Source organism: Pseudomonas sp. RG1, assembly GCF_025910115.1.
Taxonomy (GTDB): domain Bacteria; phylum Pseudomonadota; class Gammaproteobacteria; order Pseudomonadales; family Pseudomonadaceae; genus Aquipseudomonas; species Aquipseudomonas atacamensis.
Map to the genome: position 1 here is coordinate 70,947 of NZ_JAPCIK010000029.1, position 24,714 is coordinate 95,660.

Genomic DNA, 24,714 nt, shown 5'->3' on the forward strand with positions numbered 1-24,714 from the left:
GTATACGGGGTAACTCATCGCCCGACACTTCGCTACCATATTCATCAAAATTTTGCACCTGTCAGGTCTGTCAGTAGTTAGCACACAAACCGAAGCGTAAATTGAATCTCCCAACCGGCGGAAAAGCCGGTTTGCCAAAAAAACGGAACGCATTTTTATCAGGAGATTCGATCATGACCGACCTGACCAAGAACAAAAAACTTGGACTCGACAGCGAAGACAAGCCACAGGATCTGCCGCACAAGATCGCCGCAGGCGAGCGCTTCGACGTAACGTTCCCAGAAAATTTTCCGCCCCTTAAAAAGTTTGAAACAACGCATACCTGGTACGCCTCCTTCACAGAAGACTCGCGCAGCATCATTGGGCGCCATCAAACCTCGCAGAACTTCTACCAGCTGACATTACTTACTCCACGGGAGCTTAAAAGCGGCACGTATAAACTCGAGGATTATGGCCCCGGCAAGCATTCAGTTGTTTTTATGGTCTACGGAGTTAGCGTCAAGGGAGGTAATGTTACTTACGATGTAGACGACAGCCGGAAATCAGTTAAAGCAACTCTCGAGTTCGAGATCGTTTATGAATCAACCCCCTACACGGTCACTGCAGATATATTCCTGCTGGCAACGGGAGAGCTTTGATCCATATATCCCCTCGATATCAACCTGAATTCTGTGATGCGGTATCGCTGGAAGTTGGATTCGCCAATCAGCGGTACTTTCGATGCAGGAATGCTCCAATGAAATGCCAAAGTGCCCCGAGGTAGGACACTTCGTTTTTCTCGAACAAACCCTCAGAAATAAACGATTTTTCTTTGCCACAAATGCGTCGCTAGCATGGCCCCCGTCTGATTCAATTCAAACCAAAGACAGGGGAGCGTGCCATGCCTGCCACGAACATCAATATCGGCGAACCCTGGATGTGGGGCGCCTTCATCGTCTTCGTTCTGGCCATGCTGGCCCTGGACTTGTTTGTCTTCGGTGGGCGCAAGGCGCACCGGGTGTCGGTGCGGGAAGCGTCGGCCTGGGTGATTGCCTGGTGCCTGTTGGCGCTGAGCTTCGCCGGGTTGCTCTGGTGGTATCTGCACGGTGAATTCGGTGGTGAAATCGCCCGACAGAAAACCCTGGAATTTCTCACCGGCTATCTGATCGAGCAGTCGCTGTCGATCGACAACATGTTCGTCTTCGTAATGATCTTCAGCTACTTCGCCGTGCCACCAGAATTGCAGCGGCGGGTGCTGCTGTACGGCGTGCTCGGCGCGATCGTCATGCGCGCGATCATGATTTTTGCCGGTGTTTGGCTGGTGTCGCAGTTCGAATGGCTGCTGTATGCCTTCGGCGTATTCCTGATCATCACCGGGATCAAGATGCTGGTGTTCGCTGATCATCAACCGGATCTGGAAAAGAATCCGTTACTGCGCTGGGTGCGCGGGCATATGCGCATCACCAGTGGCTTTCACGGCGAGAAGTTTTTCATCCTGCAGAACGGCGTGCGCTGGGCAACGCCGATGTTCCTGGTGCTGGTGCTGATCGAGGCCAGCGACCTGATGTTCGCCGTCGACAGCATTCCAGCGATCTTCGCCGTCACCACCGACCCGTTCATTGTTTTCACTTCGAACATCTTCGCGATCATGGGCCTGCGCGCGCTGTACTTCCTGCTGGCGGACATGGCTGATCGCTTTCACCTGCTCAAATACGGGCTGGCGATCGTGCTGGTGTTCATCGGCGGCAAGATGGTGCTGATGCCGTGGTTCCACATGCCGGTGGAGTGGTCGCTGGCAATCGTCGGGACGGTGATTCTCGGGTCGGTGCTGTTGAGCCTGGTGACCAGCCGCGAGGCAGAACGCCGCACCGAATGACACAACACAACCCACCTGTGGGAGCGAGCCTGCTCGCGAATTCGCCGGTTCATTCAACATAGGAGTTGAATGACACACCGCTTTCGCGAGCAGGCTCGCTCCCACATTTGAAGTGCAGTGCACTTATTTATCGGACTTGATACTGGTCCACACCCGCGTCCGCACCCGTTCCATTTTCTGCGGCAACGGTTGCACCACGTACAGGGTTTTCAGCGCCTCGCTGGTCGGGGTCAGGTTGGGGTTGTCGGTGATGTCCTTGTTGACCAGCGGCATCGAGTCCTTGTTGGCATTCGGGTAACCGAGGAAATCGCTGATCGGGGCGATCACTTTCGGGTCGAGCAAGTGGTTGAGGAATTCGTGGGCCTCGGCGACGTTCTTAGCGCTCTTCGGAATGGCGAAGGTGTCGAACCAGATCGGCGCGCCCTCCTTCGGCAGACGCCAGTCGACCACCACGCCGTTGCCCGCCTCTTTGGCGCGATTGCCGAATTGGTAGAAGCTGCCGGAATAACCGATCGCCACGCAGATGTCGCCGTTGGCGATGTCGGTCATGTATTTGGCCGAGTTGAAATAGGTCACATACGGGCGAATCTTCATCATCAAGGCCTTGGCCTTTTCATAGTCCGCCGGGTTCTGGCTGTTCGGGTCGAGGCCGAGGTAATGCAGGGCCAGTGGCAGAATTTCCGACGGCGAATCGAGCATCGCCACGCCACAGGCCTTGAGCTTTTCCATGTTCTCGGGCTTGAACACCAGATCCCAACTGTCCACCGGCGCATTTTCGCCCAGGGCGGCCTTGACCTTGGCCGGGTTGAAGCCGATCAGCACGGTGCCATACATGTACGGCACGCCGTACTGGTTGCCGGGGTCGTTGGCGTCGAGCAATTTGAGCAGGGCCGGATCCTGGTGCTGCCAGTTCGGCAGTTTCGACTTGTCGAGTTTCTGGAACACACCGGCCTTGATCTGGGTTTCGATGAACTGATTGGACGGCACTACCAGGTCATAACCGGAGTTGCCGGTGAGCAGTTTCGCTTCCAGGGATTCGTTGGTGTCGAAGGTGTCCCAGGTCACTTTGATCTTGCTTTGCTCGGCGAAGTCCTTGGGCACTGACGGCAGAATGTAATCCGCCCAGTTGTACACCCGCAGTTCTCGCTGCTCGGCCTGGACGGCGCTGGCCAGCAGCGTCAGACCACACACGGTGGCGCCCAGAATGCGTTTGATCGTGACCATGGTTGTTTCCCCAAATGCGACGTGAGATCGATGGTTTTTATGTTCTGTACACGGCAGTGGCTGTAACGATAGCCAAGGGCAAAAAAGGTCGAGCCTGTTGTTATGGTTTCGATTCTTGCTGACAGCGTAGCGCGATGACAGTAGGCGGCAGGCCAAAAGGGGATCGATATGGCCAATTTGCTTGACCGCTGAAATGCGCAAACAAAAATGCCCGGCGCTGGGCCGGGCATTGCTGTGTTGCCGTTGGGATCAGTCGGTATAGCCGAGTCTGGCCGCCCTGCTCTGCTGCGCCTGACCGCGAGTTGCCAGGCAGTAATACAGCGGCACCGTTACCACCAGGCCAACCAGCCACGACAGGTCAGCACCTTCCACCAGATTGGCGTATGGCCCGACGTACAGCGAGGTGTTGGCAAACGGCAGTTGCACGATGATGCCGATGAAGTAGGCAATGATCGCGTGCAGGTTGAAGCGCCCGTAGATGCCACCGTCGGCGCGGAAGATCGAGGCGATGTCGTAGTTGCCGCGCTTGATCAGGTAGAAGTCGATCAGGTTGATCGACGCCCATGGCACCAGCACCAGCAACAGCGCGAGAATCAGTCCAATGAACTCGGAAATGAAATCCGCCGAAGCACCGAGGGCGACCACGCAGCATCCGGCAAGGATCACGCTCGACAGCACCACGCGCACCTTGATGCTCGGCGTCCACTGGCTGGCGAAGGTCTGAATCGAGGTGATGATCGACAACACCGCGCCATACAGATTGAGCGCGTTGTGGCTGATGATGTTGAGCAGAAACAGCACCATCAGAATCGGCCCCAGCCAGCCGGTGGACTGCTTGACCGCCGCCATCGCTTCAGTGCCTTCCGGCGTCGCCAGCACTGCCACCGCGCCAAAACTGAACGACAGAATCGTGCCCAGCGTCGCGCCCAGATACGTCGCCCAGAAGGGTTTGGCGATACCGATGTCTGCTGGCAGATAACGCGAATAGTCGGAGACGTATGGCGAGAAGCTGATCTGCCAGATGATCCCCAGCGACACCGTCGCCAGCCAGCCGGAGAGGTTGAAACTGCCGCGCGTCAGGAAGTCCGCCGGCAAGTCATGGGCGAAGATGTAGATGAAGCCTGCGAGCAATGCGCCGCCCATCACCCAGGTGCCGATGCGGTTGAGCGTATGGATGAAGTTGTAGCCGATCACACCGATCGCGGTGGCGGCCAGCGCGCCGATCAGAATGCTCAGCGGCGCTGGCACTGACGGCGCAATGCCGACGATGGATTTGCCGGCTAGCACGATGTTGGAAATGAAGAAACCGATGTAGATGAGAGCCGCGAAGAACACGATCAGCAGTGCGCCATAACGACCGAACTGACCGCGACTCTGGACCATTTGCGGAATGCCCATGCGCGGACCCTGCGCCGAGGCCAGCGCAATCACCACGCCGCCGATCATATGCCCCAGCGCAATCGCCAGCAGCCCCCAGAACAGATTCAGATGGAACACCTGAACCACCATGGCGCCGGTGACGATGGGCAGTGGCGCGATGTTGGTGCTGAACCAAAGAGTGAACAGATCGCGGGCCTTCCCGTGGCGTTCCGCGAGTGGGACGTAATCGACCGTATGATTCTCGATCAACGGATCTTGCCGGGACATCTGGTACATATGCATGAACTCGAGTTTGTCTGTTTTTATCTTTGTATGAAGCCAAACCGGGAGGACTCTTGGGTCGCCCCTCAGATGCAGACCATATTATGGTATTCCAAACTTTGCACAAGCCTGATCCGCTGATTCTGTCGCTGTCTGATCCGCTATCCTCGCTGATCCCACCCCTGACCGGCTAGCTGAACGCCCCGTAAACACTGAGTTTCCGACGAAAGTGGCACGTTTATCGGTTCACCAGAAAAGCTCTTGCAAGATATGTATTACGGTATACCATCAGACCTACAATCCATAAAAACCGCGTCACACCACCCGAGGACCACCCAATGATCGATGCTGCCATTTACAAACAAGTCATGGGCTCGTTCCCGTCCGGCGTCACCGTTATCACCACGCTGGACGACGACGGTCAGATTGTCGGCCTGACCGCCAGCGCGTTCAGCTCGCTGTCGATGGACCCGGCGCTGGTGCTGTTCTGCCCCAACTACAGCTCCGACTCCTATCCCGTGCTGATCAAGAACAAACGCTTTGCGATTCACCTGTTGTCCAGCGTGCAGCAAAGCGAGGCCTATGCCTTCGCGCGCAAAGGCAAGGACAAGGCGCAGGGCATCGAGTGGACGTTGAGCGAACTGGGCAACCCGATCCTCGCCAATGCGACGGCGGTGATCGAGTGCGAGTTGTGGCGGGAATACGAAGGTGGCGACCACGCGATCATGGTCGGCGCAGTGAAGAACCTGATCGTCCCCGAGCAGGTCGCCGGACCGCTGGTGTATTGCCACGGCAAGATGGGTGCGTTGCCGGTTGTGGCGTGATTTTCAAATCCGCCGAAAATCCATGTGGGAGCGAGCCTGCTCGCGAATGCGATGGGTCAGTTGTTACATTTTTGACTGACCCGACGCCTTCGCGACCAAGCTCGCTCCCACTGGTTTTGGTGTTGCCTGGGCGACCGTGTCAGGTCCTAAACCGGCTCACCAACTGATTCAACGTCTGCGACAACGCCGTCAGGTTCTGCGCATCCTGGCGAGTCGAATCCGCCAGGCTCGCCACCAACTGCGCATCGCCATGAATCTGGCTGATGTGCCGATTGATGTCCTCTGCCACTTGATGCTGTTCCTCCGCCGCCGTGGCGATCTGGGTGTTCATGTCGCGGATCACGTCGACCGATTCACGGATCAATTCAAAACTCGCCCGCGCCTCGTTGATCGACACCACGGTTTCCTGCGACACCTCAAGGCTGGCGTGCATCTGCTTGCCCATCTGGTGGGTGCGCCGCGCCAGATTGCCGAGCAGTGCGTCAATCTCACCGGTGGAATCCGAAGTGCGTTTGGCCAGCGCCCGGACTTCATCAGCGACCACGGCAAAGCCCCTGCCCTGTTCACCAGCGCGCGCGGCCTCAATGGCGGCGTTGAGCGCGAGCAGATTGGTCTGCTCGGCAATCGAGCGGATGGTGCCGAGGATGGACTGAATGTCGTTGCTGTCCTGTTCCAGTTGCTGCATCGACTCGGCGCTGTGGCCGATCTCCTGGCTCAAGCGCCCGACGTTACTCACCGCCGCGTCGATCTGCTGCTGCCCGGTGTGAGCCTGACGCTGACCGTTGTCTGCCGAGTCGGCCGCCTGACTGCACGAGCGCGCAACCTCGTTGGAAGTGGCGACCATTTCGTGAAACGCCGTAGACACCATGTCCACCGCCTCACGCTGACGCGAAGCGACGTCGGCCATTTCCGCCGAGACTTCGGTGGCGCTGCCAGAGCTGCTGTGAATCTGCCCCGCTGCCTGGCCGATGCGCTGAATCAACGTACGAATCGCTTCAAGAAACTGGTTGAACCAGCCCGCCAGTTGCGCGGTTTCATCCTGCCCACGTACTTCCAGTCGCGCAGTCAGATCGCCCTCGCCCTGGGCAATGCCTTCGAGTCCGCTGGCGACACCACGAATCGGCTTGACCATCAACCCGGCAAACCACGCGCCGGCCATTGCAAACAACAGTGCGCAAACCACAGCGATCGCGCCGATCAGCCAGGTCAAATGCGTCGCCCCGGCCATCACTTCGCTCGCCTTGACCAAGCCGACAAACCGCCAGCCCAACGCTTGCGACGGCCAGACCAGCGCCATGTAATCCTCGCCGGCCAGTTGCACCTCGACCAGGCCTTTGCCCGCCTCGGCCAGTTGCTGATAACCGTCGCCGAGATCGCTGAGTTTCTTGAAGTTGTGCGCCGGATCGCTCGGGTCCACCAGCACGGTGTTGTTGGCTTCCATCAACAACAGATAACCGCTCTCACCGAGGCGGATCTGCTTGACCAGATCGGTCAACTGCTTGAGCGACACATCGATGTTGACCACCCCGGCATTGCTGCCCAACTGGTTGTTGAAACTGCGCACAGTGCTCACCAGCACCACGTCATCCGCCGCCCAGTAATAGGCCTCGGTGCGCAGGGTTTTGCCGGGATTGGCCATCGCGGTTTTGTACCAGGGGCGGGTGCGCGGATCGTAGTTCGCCAACTTCGCATCGCCCGGCCAGAACAGATAACCGCCCTGCTCGGTGCCGACAGATAGATAGGTGTAAGCCGGGTGCGCCTTGGCCAGACCGTCGAACAGCTTGAACAGCTGTTGATCCTGCGGCCCCATTGGCACTTGCGCGGCGTCGCTGCTCAGGTAGCGTTTGAGGCTGGTGTCGATGCTCTGCAGTTGTGGATGCTCGGCCAGGTAAGCAACGTTCTGGCTGATGCCCTCGAAGAACAGCTGCATCGCGTTCTCCACCTGACGCACTTCGCGCCCGGTGCTGTCGGTAAAGGTGTCGCGCGCGCTCTCGCGGACATTGAGGATGATCAGCGCTGCCACCAGTAACACCGGCAGGCTGGCGATTACCGCAAAAGCCAGAGTCAGTTTTTGTTTTATGTTCATTGCTTGCGCCTTCCTTGTTCGAAGTGTCGGTCAGAAATGTTTTGCGGATATTCCGTATTATGGTATACCAATATTCAATCAACCGAACAGCCGTCCTCGAAGGCGTGCTTGAATGGTGAGAAGACTCGCGAGCGCACAGCGCTCACGTCAGTTCGACAGGCCCGCATACGACCGGCCAATTACAAAAGACTCGAGGTAGCGTCATGAAATTTTCCCTGTTCGTACACATGGAACGCTGGGACGAAAGCATCAGCCACCGCCAACTGTTCGAAGACCTGACCGAACTGACGCTGATGGCCGAGGCTGGCGGTTTCAGCACCGTGTGGATTGGCGAACACCACGCCATGGAATACACCATCTCCCCAAGCCCGATGCCGCTGCTGGCCTACCTCGCAGCGAAAACCACCACCATCCACCTCGGCGCCGGCACCATCATCGCGCCGTTCTGGCACCCGCTACGCGTCGCCGGCGAATGCGCCCTGCTCGACGTGATCAGCAACGGCCGCATGGAAGTCGGCCTCGCACGCGGCGCCTATCAAGTTGAATTCGACCGCATGGCCGGCGGCATGCCCGCCTCCAGCGGCGGCCAGGCCCTGCGCGAAATGGTCCCGGTGGTCCGCGCCCTGTGGCAAGGCGACTACGCCCACGACGGCAACATCTGGAAATTCCCCACCTCCACCAGCGTGCCGAAACCGATCCAGAAGCCCAACCCACCCATGTGGATCGCCGCCCGCGACCCCGACTCGCACAACTTCGCCGTCGCCAACGGCTGCAACGTCATGGTCACGCCATTGATGAAAGGCGACGAAGAAGTCCTCGACCTGAAGAACAAATTCCAGACTGCACTGGACAACAACCCAGACGTACCGCGCCCACAACTGATGGTGCTGCGCCACACCCACGTGCACACCGCTGATAACCCGGACGGCTGGAAGGTCGGCGCGAAAGCCATCTCACGTTTCTATCGCACGTTCGATGCGTGGTTTGGCAACAAGCAAACACCAGTCAATGGCTTCCTCGCGCCGAGCCCGGAAGAGAAGTTTGCCGGACGTCCGGAGTTTGAGCTGGAGAGCCTGCACAAGACGGCGATGATTGGTACGCCGGAAGAGATCATTCCGCGGATCAAGTACTACCAGGAACTGGGCGTGGATGAGTTCAGTTTCTGGTGTGACAACAGCTTGCCGCATGAAGAGAAGAAGAAGTCGCTGGAGTTGTTTATCAAGCATGTGGTGCCGGCGTTTCGCTAAAGGTTTCGCAGGTTAAACCAAAAAAAACGCCCCGCTTCAGACGGGGCGTTTCTTTGGAAACAGCATCGACTTGTGCAACCTGGCTTTCGCAGCCTATTCGCCGCTGCCACGGTCCTCGCTGAGCACTTTGAAGGAGTGGAAGTTGAAGGCTATTTTTTCTTCTTCCTCATCAACCAGCTCATACCGGATACGATCCAGTCCGCCTTCAACCCGCGACACGCAAAGGTCCATGAACTGTGTCAAGCCACCACCAAATCCCCGCACGTTCAAACCGCCCACGTTAAAAAATATGACCGCGATAGTCGCTGCTCCAGGATCCGAAGACTTCGCCAGCGTCATCAACAGGTTGTAACCGGTAAGTCCATCTTCGGAATCCAGGCGAAGACTTTCCACATGAACGTATTCACGCAGAAAGCCATTCAGTGCTTCAACATTGCTCAATGGTTGATCCTCGTGTGCTTTAAGCTCCAGATATTGCAGCCGACAACCTGCCCTTATTTTGATTCACACCTTATTAGCGGCAACCCTCATCAGAATGCGCACAACTTCATCTAAATATTTATCCAACATACCTCTCACTACTCTGACACTTCGCTAACGCTAAATTGAATAAAAAGGGACAACCCCTAAAAAATGCTTTCAACAAGGTATGAACGGTACCGGTGCTTCAGCTAATTGAATTAAACGTGATCTATCCCCATTTACCCTTCAAAAAGCAGTTAAAGCCCGGCCTTATAATTTTCATCACAAAAACACTTTTCTAACAGTGTCCATATCAGACTGGATAATTTCTAATTCTTTATCATCAACGCCGATTTCTATAAGACTCTCAACACTGCACTTTTCGTACGTATCTGCCAAAACCTCCAACATATCAATCGCGTATTGACTTTCCTTTGACAGCCTTAGCCCTCGACGAATGCCTTCCATGTAAATAGCAGTCTGAAGAACTGCGTTTGCGCCAGGAGCATCCTTTCGCATAAGACGCTCCAATTCGTCCTGAGTATACGCAAACGCTTGTTCCGGACGAAAACAAAGCTCATCAATCGCGTAACTATAGTTCCCTGCAACCATAGCCTTGGCCTGATTAAACATACTATCGACTCGCATATTCAATTTTCCACCGTAAATACATTCAATTGAATCTTTGGATAGCGGTCACGGAACTGAGTGATCACATCGGTACAGCTAGGACAGACAGCCTTCTCGGAAATCAAGTCTATTCTCCCAACTGCCTCCTTGTTATCACCGAGCCGTTGCGCCACTGTTTCAAGAATCTTGAATTCCGTATCCATATCTCGCATGTACCCTTCAGGTGAATTTACATATTTACTCGATGCGACCTTTGGCTTCAAGACCCATGTATCCACATCACCTGGCGGTTTCGGCAAATAGGATCCTTCACGATCATTGTATTTACTGTATGCCTTGAACACCATGGGCTCGGCAGATAGCGAGTCAATCTTTATTTCTGCAAATGCAGCGTTGCCCTGCGCAGGAAGCTCCCTGCGTATTTCTTGAAGGGCGTTTATAAGGCCTGTACGAACTTCCGGAGCCGTTGAGTTGGACAAATAAATCAAAGGATCCGGCTTCACCGTTGAAATCGTGGGCACGGTGTCTTTCACGCCCCAGGACAATCCCCCATCCAACACCAGCCCAAGTCCGACACCCGTGGCCGTAGCCACTGCTGCATTCGCCCTGACGACATCAATTCCGTTGTCTTGCATGGTGTGCAAGACATCCAGATACCCCTTGAGCCGAACCTCCTCCGGCCAATTCATGACCGAGTCAAAAGCTGCCTCCAGATCGGTAGCAGCGCAGCTAGGGCAATTGACGGCTCCCATCACCCACAAGGCTGATTTCGAGCTGGAACTGACAAGTCCCTCCATGACGGCCGCGAAGCCTTCAGCGCTACCGATTCCCTTTGCATTGAGGATTTCTGCTTGGTACTTCGGATCGTGCCGGTACTTGTATGGATCGACCAAAGCAATGTGGTCGAGCAGAGCTTTGACTGAATCTCGGTCTTTGAGCAGCTCCTTCAAGCCCAGCCTTTCGTCGTTGTAGTCAGCTAGAGTGACCCGAAACAACCCAGTATTCTGCGACTGTGAAACTTCCGTACGAAGGAAATTCGCCGCTGCATTGGTCTTACCATCGCTTTCACTGAAGGTCGCATTCCAGCCCTTGTCCACCATTGCTGCGGCCGTACGCAGCAACTCAGTCCGGGCTTGATCTTCACTAATTCCCCTTTCTGCAGCGTATCGATTAACCCGTTCATCATCAGAAGCAAATTTGATCTCATCCGGATGTAATTGCCGGTTGAATGAGGTTGCGTTCTTGGCAATGTCGATACCTGTTTGCAGGTCTCCACCTACCAACCCCGCAGCCGTCAAGCCCACCAACTGAGATGCCGTGAGCTGAAACTTCGGATTGTTTTTGACAATTGCGGCCAAGCTATTGCTCAACGCTTCGTTGGCGCCTGCTGCCGCTGCACCCGTGGCGAACCCCTTGCCTGCCGCTTCACTCAGGAGCCCGCCGACGACGGCATGCAAAATTGTTTTCTGGAGACTGCCATCAGGCCATTTCTGTTTCTTCGCATAATCGCCAACTGCGTTGAAGGCCACGGCCTGTAAAACGGCTTGCGCCTGAGCAGTCATTGACGAACCAAGATTGTCTGTGAAACTTCCACCATTTATCGCCGTACTGACACCCGCCTGGAACAATCCTTGCGCCCCAGAATAAGCACTGAATTTACCAATACCTTCAAGGCTGCTCAGATCAAAACCGTGAGTAACCTTGTTGACGTTATCGCTGGTCACACCAAACGCATCATCCAGGTAACCGCTGGTAAATCCGGCGGTAGCAGCCCCGACAGCATAGTTTTTTAAGTTGTCTTCGGAAGTGATGTCTTTGAGTACTGCACCAACATTCCCCCGGTTGTTGATCGTGCTCACAGCGGCCGAACCGGCCATCGAAGTGAGTACGCTGGAAACCATCACGTTGCCCCAACCGGCTGCTGCGGTCCCCACCGCGGTCCCTGCCTCAACCATAGCGGTGCTACCAGCCGCTGCCATTGCCGACCCGCTTCCGACGCCAGCACCCGCAACGCTACCCACAGCAGCGCTTGCAGCGCCTGCCGTGAGCACCGTTACAACTATGATGATTGCGAGCATTGCGCCTTGACCCAGGCTCGAGCTGCTGTATTTGAAAGACTCGTGAGTCTCCTTAATCAAGTTCCAGTCGACATCGCCACGCTTCTCGGCCTCTTTCAGCCAAGCCAGCTGAGGATCAGCCTTAACCATTGCATCAATACTTTCGCTGACTGTTTTTTTGTTGATGTCTTTGACGTCGATATGCAGACCATCAACGGCTTTGATCACCAGATTCCCTTGTGCAACCAGTTCGCTCTGGCGCAGGGTTTCGTTGGTGTGCCCCTTACCCTTCATGGAGTTCCAGGCCATGCTGGTACTACTTTTCTGATGACTTTCCTGATCGAGGTCTTTAACTCCCTCAAAGGTGATTGAACCGCCGCTTTGAAGAACCAGATCTTTACCGCTGTTCAGCTTCGCAACCTGATAACGCTGATCACCACCACTGGCCAATACCAGATCGCCTCCAGTGCTAATCTCGCTGCCGACATGAGTAACTTTGGTAACTTCGTCGCGTCGAGTTTGTTTTTTACCGAAACTGCCTTTCTTCTTTTTGTCGTACAACGAATAGTCGCTGTCTTGGGCCGCGAGTACGTCGAGATTATTTCCAGCGACTAAATAGGCTTCATCACCTGCAGTGATCCGACTTGAAATCAATGCAAGGTCATTACCCGCTCGCATCGCCACATTACCGCCTGCAGTTATACTGCTGGCTATCTGCTTGACATGATCCTCTTGGGTAGTGAGCTTCTTGCTTTTGGAGTATGAGTGACTTTCATCGGCAGCGGAGGTAACCGTTAAATCACCTTCAGCGAGGATCACAGCATTTCGCTTGGCATCGATTCCGCTCGCGATGGCGCTGAAGTCACGCCCCGCACTGATGGCTACATCGCGCCCGGCGTTTAAGCTGGAACTGAATTGAGTAATGGAACTTTGATTTCGTCCCCCGGACTCAACTTGCACCTGCTGTGTAGAAACAATACTTACGTCGCGACCTGCCTCGATCTTGGTATCCAGACCGCTAGAGATAACGCTACCACTGCTGGTTACATCCCGTGCTGCACTAATGGTCAGATCATTGGCCGCTTCAATACGTGCAGCATTGTCCAGATACTCGTGATATCGGGTTTGACCGTTTTTACTAAAGTCAGCACTGGTCACTGTACGCTCGTTGATGATGTCACCTGTAAGCGCCACCATACTGACGTCACGTCCGGAGATAATTCCTCCAGATTTATTGACGATATTGTCGCCGGCCAACAAATCCAGACGATTTCCAGCCTCAATCGAGCCGCTGTTGACCAGATCCTTGCCTGCGGTGGCCGACAGGTTATTGGTCGCCTTCAACGTACCAACGTTATCGAGATTCTCCCCAGCAATCAGCGTCACATCGTTACCGGCAATCAACGCCCCGGTCGGGCCGAGGCGGCCGTTGGCCTGGGCCAGATACACCACCGGCACCAGCACTTTTTCGCCGTTCACTTCGTGTTCTTCGAGCCAGACGATGTCGTGGGTCAGTGCGGCGACTTGCTGCGAGGTGAGGCCGACGCCGACGGACAGGTTGAGCGCGTCCTTGCTGGCGATGGCGTTGTTCATCAGGTACTTGAACATGCCCTCGTTGGAGGTCTGGCCGTCGAGGAAGGCCTGGCCGGTGCGGGCGGTGACGGCTTGCTGGATCAGGCGTTGCTCATAGAGACCGTCGCCGAGGCGCTTGGCGCTTTGGTCTGGGTCGAAGCCGAGTTTTTCCAACAGGTAATCGGAGCTCATGAACGACTTGAGCTCGGTCAGCACCGGATTGGTTTCGATCAGGTATTTGTGCGGATTGGACGGTGCCGTGGTGTCCGGCAGGCCGGTGACACGAGTGACCGGACGGGTGTCAATCGACTCCTTCATGTCGTTGCCGCGACTCGGCATGCCCGACCCGGCACTGCCCTCGGGCACCTTGACGTCGACCGTACTGGCAACCGCCTGAACCATGCTTGGGGTGCGCTGGAAGGTATCAACGGCGCGCGTGCTGTCAGACACCGCTGCCGGGGCATCGATGAACAGGTTGCGCGGCCCGCCACTGGTCGCTGCGACCAGATGGTCCTGGGCATTTACCACAACATTACCGACCGTCCACGTTGGTGCTGGCCCGGTATTGCTGGCTGCGGTACTGCTGGAGCCCTGCCCGCTCAGCCGGAACAGACCGTTTTCGCCCGTTGGCAGGGAAAAGCCCGGCAAGCTCAGCGGATTTACTTGCTGTTGCGCTAGGTCTGGAGGCAGTTGGCTGTTGAGGTGCACCAAAAGCGGCTGACCGGTTCCGCCACCTTGGGTGTTCTGGACACGATCAACCCCAGCGATGAAGCCATAATCCTCATGGATCACGCTGTTTGTCAGGTTCTTTGTGGCCGTAATATTGACCTTACCGCCGGCTTGGACCACTGCACTTTGCACCGCGCCACCGTTGCGGGAAATTTCGGTGTCGCTGACCGGGGTCAAATTGGCAAGAGCCGCTGGAATCGAAAGCAGATTATTCGGATCGTATTCCGATTGTTCTCTGGCGGCCGGAAACTGATAAGCACCATATTTCATCAGCTTGGCACCAGTTTCACTGTCGACCAAGATAGCCCGGGATTCCAAGCTTCCTTTACGGTAAAAATCCTCTGAACCAAGCTTGCCGGTTCGGAATTGCCGCGCGTCATCCATGTAGTGAAACGTCAGCGGCCCGTTATCGTTGCGCTGATTGTAATTCCAGACATCACCACGCATGAAGCGGGAGTAAGTCCCGTCGGTAATGCCGGGCATGTTGTAGATGCGTGTGCGTTCGATCGTGCCAGCAGACGCTCCGATATTGCTGAAGTCGATGGCATTGATGGTGATATCACGCGCCGCAACAACTTCACTTCGGCTATTAAGGAAGGCACCACCGTTGAACGTAAAGTTGCCACCCGAAACCAATTTGGCGCCAGGCGACTGATCAGACACGCCGCCTTCATAAATTTCCTTCAAGCCGAATTCGACGTAGTAGGTGTCACCACTGCAATCGTTGCATTTGGTGGCGATAAATCCAGACACCAATTTGCGTGACACTTCGAACTTGTCGCCGCGGTTATTCATTGTCTCTGCATTGATCGAAAAGTCGCCAGCGCTCTCCATCGTTCCAGAAATGTTTTCCAGAATGCTGGCCCGTTCGCCCCCCCTGTAACCCCTGATCGTCAAGGCGCCCAGGCTGTAGACATCGGCATAATTGTTGGTAAAGCCCGTGGTCTCCAGAACGGTATTCTGGCCGCTGAAAAGAAGGCCTCGATCATTCACCAGATTTGCGGTTCTGATTGTCACGTCCTGAGAACCACCGAGGGTGCCAGTGTTGCTGAGGCTCCCAGCTTCGACGTCCAAATCTGAGTTCGACGTCAGGCGTCCGGCGTTGGTGAGCAAGCCCCCTGTCTGGATCTGCGTTTTGCCGCCGCCGGCGATACTGGAAGTTGAGCTCAGCGTCAGCTGTGCCACTGTAAGGTTGATCGCGCCAATACTCGACAGCCGCCCATTGCCGCTGTAACTACCGCCGATCTGTACGTCTATGTCGCCGTCACTGGCGATCAGCCCGTCGTTGCTCCAGTTGCCGCCACGGATCTGCAGCGAATCCGAAGCCAGCAGCTTGCCGCTCGCGGTCTGGCTGAACTGCCCGACATTGACGTTCAGGCGACCGGCCTGAATGACGTTGGAGTTGCTCCAGCTGTCGGCGTTGAGTTCCAACAGTCCGCCGGTGACGATGCTGCCGCCGGCGCCGATGACATTAGCGGTGGAGATGTCGAACTTGCCGCGTCCGACATGGTTGAGTTGCCCGCCGCCATTGAGGAAGCCGCCGAGCGCGAGGGTCATGTCAACGTTGGCGGTTTCCAGCACGCCGTTGCGGTTGTCGAGCAGACCGCCGATCTGGAACAGGGTCTTGCCGGTATTGCCCAGCGAACGCAGACGACCGTTCTGGTTGTCTACGCTGGCCGCTTTTACGCTCAGTTGGGTTTCGCTTTCGATGACGCCCGTGCCGTTGCGCAACGCACCCGTCAGGCCGAAGTCAATGCGATTCGCGGCGATCTGGCCGCTGGCATTTTCCAGATTCGAGCCGGTGACGCCGAGCGATCCCTTCGCATACAGCACACCGCTGCTGTTATCCAGCGCGGTGGTGGTAATGCTGCTGTCAGCGGACTGTGCGGAAATGCGCCCGCCGTTGTTGTTCAGCCCGGCCAGTGCGGTCAGGGTCAGAGCCTGCGCCTGGATGATGCCGCCCTGACGATTGTTGTTCAGGTCAAAACCGTTGCGCAGCACGCCGACGGTGCGTGCTTCCAGTGCGCCTTTGATGCTGGAAAGAATGCCGCCACGGTTGTCGATGTTGGCCGCTTTGACGAAGACCTTGCCGTTCTGCGCGATGACCTTGCCGCTCTGGTTGTCGAAGTCAGCGCCGATGTCCAGGGTCAACGCGCCTTCGCTCTGAATCGAACCTTTGCCGTTGCCCAGGCTGGCGGCGCTCAGCTCTACGCCAGCGTTCTGGCTGTAGATCAGACCGTCAGCGCTGTTATTGACGGCGCCCGTTGCGATGATCTGCAACTGATCGTTGGCCGCGACCGTACCCTTGTTGCTGTTGTTCAGCGAACCGCTACGCACCTCAAGGGTTTTCTGGCTGGCGATTTGGCCGTTCTGGTTGCGCAGGTCGGTGACGCCCTTGAGCAACATCGCGCCGCTGCTCGCCAGTTTGCCGGAGTTGTTGTTCAGCTCGCCGCTCAGGCCGAGAGTGATTGCGTCGTTGCTGGCGATTTGTCCGGCACTGTTGTCCAGACGCGTGGCGGTGGCGGTGAACGCCTGTTCGGCATTGACTGAGCCGCCGACATTGGTGAACGCCGTGCTGACCACATCCAGTGCCGCGCCGCTGAAAATCAGGCCCTGGCTGTTATTCAGCGCACCACCCAATGTCAGGGTCTGCGCTGCGCCACTGCTGAGATTGCCCTTGTTGCTGTTGTCGAGGCTGCCCGCTTTGACGGTCAGGCTTCCCTGAGCAACCAGTGCACCGTTGCTACTGTTGAGCAGCGCGTCCTTGAGGTCGACCGAGACATCGGCGAACTTGCTGGAGAGCGTTCCGCTGTTGCGGTTGTCGAGGCTGTCGGCGTTGACGGTGAGTCCCTGCCAGCCGGAGATCAGGCCTTTCTGGTTGATCAGTGCGGTGCCACGCAACAGCAGTTTTTCGCCGCTGATGATCTTGCCGGAAGTGTTGTTGAGCGCTTGAGCAATGAGATCGAAACCGAGGTCGCTGGAGATCTCGCCGCTCTGGTTTTTCACGTCACGCAGGCGTTTGAGCGTCAGTGGCCCTTGAGCCGTGAGCAAGCCGTGCTGGTTGTCGAGATCACCATTGGCAAGGTCGAGGGTCACGGCTTTGTCGCCCAGCAGGCGTCCGCCGTTCTGGGTCAGGGACGTCAGTTTCAAGTCCATGTCACCGCTGGCAGAAACCTCGCCGTCTTCGCTGGAGTCCAGCCCGGTGGCGGTCAGGGTCAGGTTGCCTTGGCTGTTGATCAAACCACTGTCGCGGTTGTTCAACCCGGCACTGCTGATCTCGAGCGACTGCGCCGCGCTGATCAAGCCTTTGCCGTCATTGCGCAGCAAGCCGTCCACAGTCAGGTCGAGGTCGCCCCGGCTGACCAGGTTGCCGCCGCTGTTGTTCAGGCTTGCCGCGTGCGCGTCGATGGCGGCGGCGCCGATCATGCCTTTGACGTTGTCCAGCGCCGCTGCGATGCGCAGGGTCAGGCCCTGATTGCTCAAGAGCTTGCCGTCGCTGTTGTCCAGGCTTTGTGCAGTCAGGGTGAACGCCTCGGCGCTGGAAATCGTGCCGCCCTGGTTGTTGACGCCCTTGAGCTGCTTGAGCAGCAGCGCGCCCGGGGCGTTGATCAAACCACCAATGTTGTTCAACTGACCGTGGTTCAAATCCAGACTCAGTTGCGTGTTGCTGAACAGCTTGCCGCCTTGCTGATCGAGGCCGCTGACCGAAGCCGTCAGCGCGTTTTGACTACCGATACTGCCGTCGCCGCCGTTGGTGACCTGACCCGCCGTGAGGTTCAGGGTGTCGGCACTGCTGAGTCGACCGTTGCTGTTATCAAAGGCGCCAGTGGTCACGGTGACCGCGCCTTTGCCGCTGAGCGTGCCCTTTTGACGGTTATCGAGGCTGGCACCAGTCAGCAGCAGCGTGCCATCGGTGACGATCTGGCCAGCCTGGTTATCGATGCTGCCGTCGCTGTCCACCTTCAGATCTGCCGCGCTGGACAGGCTACCGCCAACGTTGGTCAATTTCGCGGTGTCGACCGCCAGCGTGCCTTCGCTGCTGACCTTGCCCGAGCTGTTGTCAACGGCGCCGGTGAGGTTCAGCGACATGCCTTGCTGGCTGAGCAATTCGCCGCCGTCGTTGGTCAGCGAGCGGCCCTGCAGAGTGAACCGGGCGCCCGCATTGATCAGCCCTTTGCTGCGGTTGAGCACTTCGTCGACAGTCAGGGTCAGGCCTTTGCCGGTGTAAATCTTGCCGCCGTCGCTGTTGTCGAGTTTTGTGCCAGTGACCAGCAAATCGCCGCTGCTGCTGATTTCGCCGCCACGGTTGTCCAGGTCAGCGACGGTCAGGGTCATGTCCTTGCTCGAACCGAGCAAACCGTTCTGCTGATTATCGAGTTGACCGGCCTGCAGTTTGAGCACGCCGGTGGCGATCAGTTGCCCCTTCTGATTGTTGACGGTTTTGGCCTGCACGCCGGCATCGGCCTTGCCGGCGATGTTGCCTTCACGGTTGACCAGTTCATCAGCGTTGACGGTCAGTTGGCCGTCAGCGATGACCGTACCGAGCTGGTTATCCAGGGTCTTGTCGACAGTCAGCAACAACTCGCCGCGACTGCTGATCAAGCCTTCATGGTTGCCCAGATTGCCGCTGTGGCTGTCGAGCGAGGCGCCAGAGATGACGCCTTTGAGGTTGTTCAATGCCCCAGCGATGCGCAACGTCAGGCCCTGCTGGCTGAGCAGTTTGCCGTTGCTGTTGTCCAGCTCACGCGCGGCGAATGTGAAAGCCTGCTGGCTGGAAATTTCCCCGCCCTGGTTGTTCACGCCGTTGAGGTTTTTCAGCAGGAGCGTACCGGGTGCATTGATCAAACCGTTCTGGTTGTTCAACTGGCCGTGATTCAGATCGAGCGTCAGGTCGGCCTTGCTGAACAGTTCACCGCCCTGCTGATCAAGCCCGCTGAGCGAAACATCCAGCGCCTGCTGACTGGCGATGCGGCCAGCGGCGTTGTTGACCTGGCCGGCCTTGAGCGTCAGTGCCGCACCGCTGGTGAGTTTGCCGCCATCGTTGTTATTGAAAGCGCCGGTCTCGACCCGGCTACTGCCTTGGGCGTAAATCACACCTTTGCGACTGTTATCCAGACTGCCGCTGTTGACGGTCAGCGCGCGGTCGGTATTGATCGAACCGGCCTGATTGAACAACGCGCCAGTGCTGGTCAGCTTCAGATCGCCGCCACTGCCGAGACTGCCGTTGCTGTTGTCGATGCGTGCGGCATTGATGGTCAGCGTGCCGTCGCTGTTGATCACGCCAAGAGAATTGCTCAGCGCATCATCGAGGGTAATCACCAGACCGTTGAGGCTGTTGAGCGTCCCCCCACCGTTGTCGAGCGTGTTGCCAGTGACCGTCGCCGCGCCTTTGGTCGCGGCGATCAAACCTTTGCTCTGGTTGATCAGTTTGCCGACGCTCAATCCGAGATCGCTGCCGGAAAGAATCTTGCCGCCGTCGCTGTTGTCCAGACGCAGACCTTTGACGTTCATCAACAGGCTGCTGGAGATTTCGCCGCTGCGGTTGTCGACGTCATCCACCGACAGGGTCAGCGTTTGGGTGGTGCCGACCAGTCCGCCGTTACGGTTATCGAGGGACTTGCCGCTCAGGCTCAAATTGCCTTGCGCTACCAGTTCGCCGCCCTGTTGCTGCAGCAGGCCGATGGTTGCCAGCAAGTCGCTTTGGCTGGCAATGCGCCCGGCAGCATTTTGGATCTCTGCGGCGGTAAGATTGACCGCGCCGGCCGCGCTGACCAGCCCACCGCTGTTGTCCAGGCGAGTGCCCACATAGGTCAGGCCTTGTTTGCCGCTGATCACACCCTTTTCGCGGTTATCCAGTTGTGCGACGTTAAGGTTCAGTTGCTGGTCAGCCTGGATCACACCGCCCCTGTTATCGACCACATCACCGCGCAGGGCCAGCGTGTTTTTACCGATGACTTTGCCGTCGCTGTTGAGCAGCGTGCCGGCCTGCAGATCAAGGGCGCTTTTGGCCGAGATGTCACCTTTGTTGCGGTTGTCGAGGGTGCCACTGATGCGCGCCGTCAGGCTGCCATCGCTGACCACCGCACCGGCCTCGCGGTTATCCAGACTCGCGGCTTTGAGATTGACCAAACGCCCCGAACCAAGAACGCCATCACGGTTGTCCAGCGCCCCGCTCAGGTCGATGTTCAGGCCCAGATCACCGAGAATTTGCCCGCTGCGGTTGTTGAGCATGCCGCCGCTGATGCTGATGTTTTGCGCGCTGAGCGTGCCGTTTTGATTGTTCAGGATCTGCGTTGCGTTGACCGTCAGGTTGCGGCTGGCGGTGAGGTCTTTGCCGCTGTTGTTGATGGCCTGTGCACTCAGGCTCAGATCACCGCTGTTGTTACGGCTGCCGTCTGCGTTGACGCCAGCTTCAATAGCGCCGGCATTGGTCAGTTGCCCACCGGCGCTGAGCACCACGCTGTCGCGGGCGGCCAAGGTCTGGCGGTTGGTCAGGTTGCCTTGGGTCTGTACGTTGAGCGATGTGCCGGCGTAAATCGGAGCTTGCGCGTCGAGGCTGGCAGCTTTGACGTTGACCGCGCCGGTGGCCGAGGTGTCGGCCAGGCTCAGTTGCCCGTTCGCATCGAGCTGAATATCGCCGCCGCTGGCGATCAGTTTGCCGTCGAGTTTCACCCCGACGCCGGCCTCGGTGCCGACCAGCTTGATCGCCCCGGCGTACATGCCGCCGAGTGCCGAGGAGTCGATGGCCAATTGGGGTTTGGCGCTACCGTCATCGGCGCGGGCAGTGGCGTTAAGGGTGTCGGCGTTGACGTCGTTGCGACCGGCGACGATGGTCAGGTTCTGTGCCTGGATCTGCGCATTGATTTTGGCGCTGCGGGTGATGATTTCGAAGCGGTCGATATTGGTTGCGTTGATGCCCGCGCCTTCGATAGCCACGCTGCCTTGATCGACCTGAAAGCGATCCAGCCGACCGTTTTCCAGCACTGGTTTACCGGTAGTCAACGTCACCCGTGGTGCGTTGATGAAACCGCAGCCATTGCAGGTGATGCCGTAGGGGTTGGCGACGATGACCCGCGCCGACTGCCCGGCTACTTCGGTGTAACCGCGCAACTGACTCGGGTTGCCGCTGATGACTTCGTTGAGAATCGCCTGCGCCGAACCGCTGTTTTTCAGGTTCGGGTTACCGATGACGTGACCGCCCAGTTGCGTGTTCGAAGTTTGAGTCGCGCCGTTGTTGAGGATGACGCCCTGTGCGCCGACGTTGTAATCGTGGAACTGGTTGTGCGACAGGCCACTGGCATTGGGCGTGGCGATGTTGACGATCGGCACGCCGTTGCCGGCACGGTCCAGCGTGGTATTCGGGTTGGCAACGACGATGCCGTCGGCCTGCGCCCAGACCGGTTGCCAGAACATGACGTTGGCCAGCAGGAAGGCCAGTCCGCGCTTGGGCATGCCAAGGAACAACTCACGGTTTTTAACGACCGCACTCGGCTGATCTGCGAGGAAGGCAAACTGGCGAACGTCCATGTCAATGACCCCGATTACTAGCGTTTAGATGAAAAAGTCCAGGCGGAAATAGATCGGCGCTTCACGCTCGGTCAGCGCGTCCGGTCGTTCCAGGGAATGCGCGAAAGTCACGCTGGCGGCCACATGCTGACCACGGGCGAACAGCTCCAGCGAGTTGCTCGACATGCGCCCGTGCTGATCGCCGTTGTAGCGATCGCCGCGAATTACGCCCTGGTCGTAACCGAGGCTGGTGCCGTATTCGGCGAACACCGGTTGCAGCCATTCGGCAGTCACCGGGCGGCTCCAGCGCAGGTCGTTGCGCCAGTAACCACCGCTGTCGCCGGACAGCGATTGATCCTTGTAGCCACGGATCGACGCCGAGCCGCCGAGGCTGGTGCGTTGTGGGCTGAACAGCACGTCTTCGCTGCGCTGGCCGGTCATCAGGCTGCTGAAGCTGAAGGACTCACCGAGCAATTTGAATGGCTGCAAATAGCTCAGGGTTGCGGTGTATTTGCGATAGCGTGCGTCCGGTTCGCCGGGGCCGGGATCGTGACTGCCCTGCGCATCGAAAGCGCCGATGCCCTCCTGCATGCCAGCGTCGAAGTTGACGAATGCGCTGCCGATGCGACGGCCATGGTTGAAGCCGAATTGCGCTTCGCTGACGCGATTGCTGCTCAGTTTGAGCTTGCTGTCTTCGATGAAGTTGTTGCTGCGCAGGTACGAAAGTCCCGCACTGAGGGAGGTCTTGCTGACCGCGTCGCGATGGATCACGCGTTCGGCGCGCAACTGATGGTTTTCGCTGTCGCCGGTCTGCTTGAAGTTGTAGCCGTTGGCGGCGATCTGCGAGCGGTACTCGCTCTGGCTGTAGGTGTAACTGAACGTCCACCAGCCCCACGGCAGACTGTAATTGAGCATGGCGTTGTTGGAGGTGTGCTGGTGATCGGTCATCGCATCGTGACCGCCGCGCAGGCTCAGTTGGTCGGCCAGACCCAGCGGGCTGTCCCAGTCGAACGACGTGCCCCACTGCTGCTCGCCGGTGCTGCGTTGGCCATCGTTGCTGCGCGACAGGCCGGCGCGCCATGGCTTCTGCGGCGTATTGGTGACGCGCACTTCGCTGCCGCCGACATTCTGCCCCGGCGCCAGCTCCATTTTGGCCTGATTGGATGGCAGGCGATTGAGCTGATCGACCATCTGCTCGATCTCGCGCAGGTTGACCAGTTCACCGCTTTTGCCGGGAAAGGCCATGGCCAGTTCGCGATCCGAGAGCCGGCTGTTTTCTGCGCCCTTCATGCCTTCGAGCTTGCCTTCGACCACGAGCACTTTCAGGTGCCCGGCGGACAGATCCTGTTGCGGCAAATACGCGCGACTGGTGACCAGACCTTTTTCGATGTAATGGTCGGTGATGACTTTGAGCAGCTCGTTGAGCTGCGGCACGCCGAGGCATTCGCCGATATAAGGCTTGAGCAGCCGCGTCTTTTCGCGCTCCGAGAGGCTGTCGGCGCCCTTGAGCTCGATGTCCTTGATGGTGAAGCAGCGAGTGTCGACGGGGGTTGTCGGCTGTACGGGTTTAGCGTCTTTGCCGGGTAGATCCTTGAGTTCTTCGAGGCGCCGCTGCTGCTCTTCGAGCAAACGGTTCTGACGTTCGCGGATCAGGTCGGTTTCACCGGGAGTGGGCGCGGCCCAGGCAGACTCAAGCGGAGAAAGGCAGAGCAGCGCCAGGCACAACCGCGCCGTGAAGGCGGGTGAAAACATGTTCGATCCCTCGACATAAAAAGTGACATCAAAATAGTGGCGCGATATTAGAGGGCCATCATTTTGACGTCAAACTTAAGTTTGTACCGCTCATCGGTGTTTACCGCGCTTTCATACGGGTGAAACCAGCACCTGCGTACAAGTGGCGGGCGCGTTTTGCGCGGATAGTGGCCGTTGCCCAATCGGCATCTATTCTTGCCACACACGATCACAAGGAGTTTGCATGAGCACCTTCAAGACCCAAGACGGCACCGAGATCTATTACAAGGACTGGGGTAGCGGCAAGCCCGTGCTGTTCAGCCACGGCTGGCCGCTGGATGCCGACATGTGGGAATACCAGATGGAATACCTGAGCAGTCGTGGCTATCGCACCATCGCCTTCGACCGCCGTGGTTTCGGCCGCTCCGATCAACCATGGACCGGCTACGACTACGACACCTTCGCCGATGACATCGCCGGCCTGATCAACCATCTGGACCTGCGCGACGTGACCCTGGTCGGCTTCTCCATGGGTGGCGGCGACGTCAGCCGTTACATCGCCCGCCACGGCAGCGAGCGCGTTGCCGGTCTGGTATTGCTCGGTGCGGTGACGCCGCTGTTCGGCAAGAAAGCCGACTTCGCCGAGGGCGTCGACAAATCGGTGTTCGACGGCATCAAGGCTGGCCTGCTGAAGGATCGCGCGCAGTTCATCGCCGACTTCAACGCGCCGTTCTATGGCACCAATCAGGGCCAGAAAGTCTCTGACGGCGTGCTCACGCAAACCCTGAACATCGCGCTGCTGGCGTCGCTCAAGGGCACCGTCGACTGCGTCACCGCGTTCTCGGAAACCGACTTCCGCCCGGACATGGCCAAGATCGACGTGCCGACTCTGGTGATCCATGGCGACGGCGACCAGATCGTGCCGTTCGAAACCACCGGCAAGCAGGCCGCCGCGCAAATCAAAGGCGCCGAGTTGAAGGTCTACGCCGGCGCGCCGCACGGTTTTGCCGTGACGCATGCGCAGGCGTTGAATGAGGATCTGCTGGCGTTCCTCAACCGGTAATCCCGCCCGGCAACAGCCGTAGTCAGATGCTGATGAACCAAGGCCCGCGCGATGCGGGCCTTGTGTTTTGCGCTATGGTATTTTCCT

At 57.7% G+C, this 24,714-nt stretch carries 12 protein-coding genes and 1 pseudogene; 5 read left to right on the forward strand and 8 right to left on the reverse strand.

Features of this window, described 5'->3' with window-relative positions:
- The first annotated feature begins 173 nt into the window (after nt 1-173).
- Nucleotides 174-638 (forward strand): hypothetical protein, encoded by a 465-nt coding sequence (locus tag OK411_RS16840; protein ID WP_073471142.1) that lies wholly within the window; start codon nt 174-176, stop codon nt 636-638.
- A 242-nt stretch (nt 639-880) separates the two neighbouring features.
- Nucleotides 881-1,855 carry a TerC family protein gene (locus OK411_RS16845; protein ID WP_123442265.1) on the forward strand — a complete coding sequence of 325 codons (975 nt, stop codon included), beginning with the start codon at nt 881-883 and terminating at the stop codon, nt 1,853-1,855.
- Between the two features lie 123 nt (nt 1,856-1,978).
- Here OK411_RS16845 and OK411_RS16850 read toward each other — a convergent pair whose 3' ends face one another.
- A complete protein-coding gene (locus OK411_RS16850; protein WP_041480044.1) occupies nt 1,979-3,079 on the reverse strand; it encodes a polyamine ABC transporter substrate-binding protein in 1,101 nt (366 codons plus the stop codon).
- Nucleotides 3,080-3,328: 249 nt separating this feature from the next.
- On the reverse strand, nt 3,329-4,735 hold the full coding sequence (locus OK411_RS16855; protein WP_264365402.1) for a purine-cytosine permease family protein: 1,407 nt from the start codon (nt 4,733-4,735) through the stop codon (nt 3,329-3,331).
- A gap of 323 nt (nt 4,736-5,058) precedes the next feature.
- Between OK411_RS16855 and OK411_RS16860 the strand changes: the two genes are divergently transcribed.
- Nucleotides 5,059-5,544 (forward strand): flavin reductase family protein, encoded by a 486-nt coding sequence (locus OK411_RS16860; protein WP_016775037.1) that lies wholly within the window; start codon nt 5,059-5,061, stop codon nt 5,542-5,544.
- A gap of 139 nt (nt 5,545-5,683) precedes the next feature.
- On the opposite strand, the gene OK411_RS27150 is transcribed toward OK411_RS16860, so the two are convergent.
- On the reverse strand, nt 5,684-6,451 hold the full coding sequence (locus tag OK411_RS27150) for a methyl-accepting chemotaxis protein (protein WP_370593578.1): 768 nt from the start codon (nt 6,449-6,451) through the stop codon (nt 5,684-5,686).
- Nucleotides 6,452-6,589: 138 nt separating this feature from the next.
- Nucleotides 6,590-7,630, reverse strand: a pseudogene (locus tag OK411_RS27155) (cache domain-containing protein); the annotation flags it as partial.
- Between the two features lie 203 nt (nt 7,631-7,833).
- Between OK411_RS27155 and OK411_RS16870 the strand changes: the two are divergent.
- Nucleotides 7,834-8,877, forward strand: coding sequence for an LLM class flavin-dependent oxidoreductase (locus tag OK411_RS16870; RefSeq protein WP_264365404.1), 1,044 nt, complete (start codon nt 7,834-7,836; stop codon nt 8,875-8,877).
- A gap of 93 nt (nt 8,878-8,970) precedes the next feature.
- On the opposite strand, the gene OK411_RS16875 is transcribed toward OK411_RS16870, so the two are convergent.
- The 4 genes from OK411_RS16875 to OK411_RS16890 form a co-directional block, all read right to left on the reverse strand.
- Nucleotides 8,971-9,318 carry a hypothetical protein gene (locus tag OK411_RS16875; RefSeq protein WP_217849121.1) on the reverse strand — a complete coding sequence of 116 codons (348 nt, stop codon included), beginning with the start codon at nt 9,316-9,318 and terminating at the stop codon, nt 8,971-8,973.
- 303 nt (nt 9,319-9,621) lie between these two features.
- Entirely contained in the window at nt 9,622-9,987 is a 366-nt protein-coding gene (locus OK411_RS16880) for a hypothetical protein (RefSeq protein ID WP_122507940.1), read from the reverse strand.
- Between the two features lie 2 nt (nt 9,988-9,989).
- Complete coding sequence (locus tag OK411_RS16885) at nt 9,990-21,854, reverse strand: deaminase domain-containing protein (protein ID WP_264365405.1); 11,865 nt, start codon at nt 21,852-21,854, stop codon at nt 9,990-9,992.
- Between the two features lie 24 nt (nt 21,855-21,878).
- Nucleotides 21,879-23,585, reverse strand: a complete 1,707-nt coding sequence (locus OK411_RS16890) for a ShlB/FhaC/HecB family hemolysin secretion/activation protein (protein WP_136492498.1) — start codon at nt 23,583-23,585, stop codon at nt 21,879-21,881.
- A 223-nt stretch (nt 23,586-23,808) separates the two neighbouring features.
- On the opposite strand from OK411_RS16890, the gene OK411_RS16895 reads away from it, so the two are divergent.
- Nucleotides 23,809-24,627, forward strand: a complete 819-nt coding sequence (locus tag OK411_RS16895) for an alpha/beta fold hydrolase (RefSeq protein ID WP_073471151.1) — start codon at nt 23,809-23,811, stop codon at nt 24,625-24,627.
- Nucleotides 24,628-24,714 lie beyond the last annotated feature (87 nt).

What these genes read in the sequence shown, in the direction of transcription:
- OK411_RS16885 (WP_264365405.1), bottom strand. Translation starts at nt 21,854, where the DNA reads ATGGACGTTCGCCAGTTTGCCTTCCTCGCAGATCAGCCGAGTGCGGTC.
- OK411_RS16860 (WP_016775037.1), top strand. Translation starts at nt 5,059, where the DNA reads ATGATCGATGCTGCCATTTACAAACAAGTCATGGGCTCGTTCCCGTCC.
- OK411_RS16895 (WP_073471151.1), top strand. Translation starts at nt 23,809, where the DNA reads ATGAGCACCTTCAAGACCCAAGACGGCACCGAGATCTATTACAAGGAC.
- OK411_RS16870 (WP_264365404.1), top strand. Translation starts at nt 7,834, where the DNA reads ATGAAATTTTCCCTGTTCGTACACATGGAACGCTGGGACGAAAGCATC.
- OK411_RS16850 (WP_041480044.1), bottom strand. Translation starts at nt 3,079, where the DNA reads ATGGTCACGATCAAACGCATTCTGGGCGCCACCGTGTGTGGTCTGACG.
- OK411_RS16855 (WP_264365402.1), bottom strand. Translation starts at nt 4,735, where the DNA reads ATGTACCAGATGTCCCGGCAAGATCCGTTGATCGAGAATCATACGGTC.
- OK411_RS27150 (WP_370593578.1), bottom strand. Translation starts at nt 6,451, where the DNA reads ATGGCCGACGTCGCTTCGCGTCAGCGTGAGGCGGTGGACATGGTGTCT.
- OK411_RS16890 (WP_136492498.1), bottom strand. Translation starts at nt 23,585, where the DNA reads ATGTTTTCACCCGCCTTCACGGCGCGGTTGTGCCTGGCGCTGCTCTGC.
- OK411_RS16880 (WP_122507940.1), bottom strand. Translation starts at nt 9,987, where the DNA reads ATGCGAGTCGATAGTATGTTTAATCAGGCCAAGGCTATGGTTGCAGGG.
- OK411_RS16845 (WP_123442265.1), top strand. Translation starts at nt 881, where the DNA reads ATGCCTGCCACGAACATCAATATCGGCGAACCCTGGATGTGGGGCGCC.
- OK411_RS16840 (WP_073471142.1), top strand. Translation starts at nt 174, where the DNA reads ATGACCGACCTGACCAAGAACAAAAAACTTGGACTCGACAGCGAAGAC.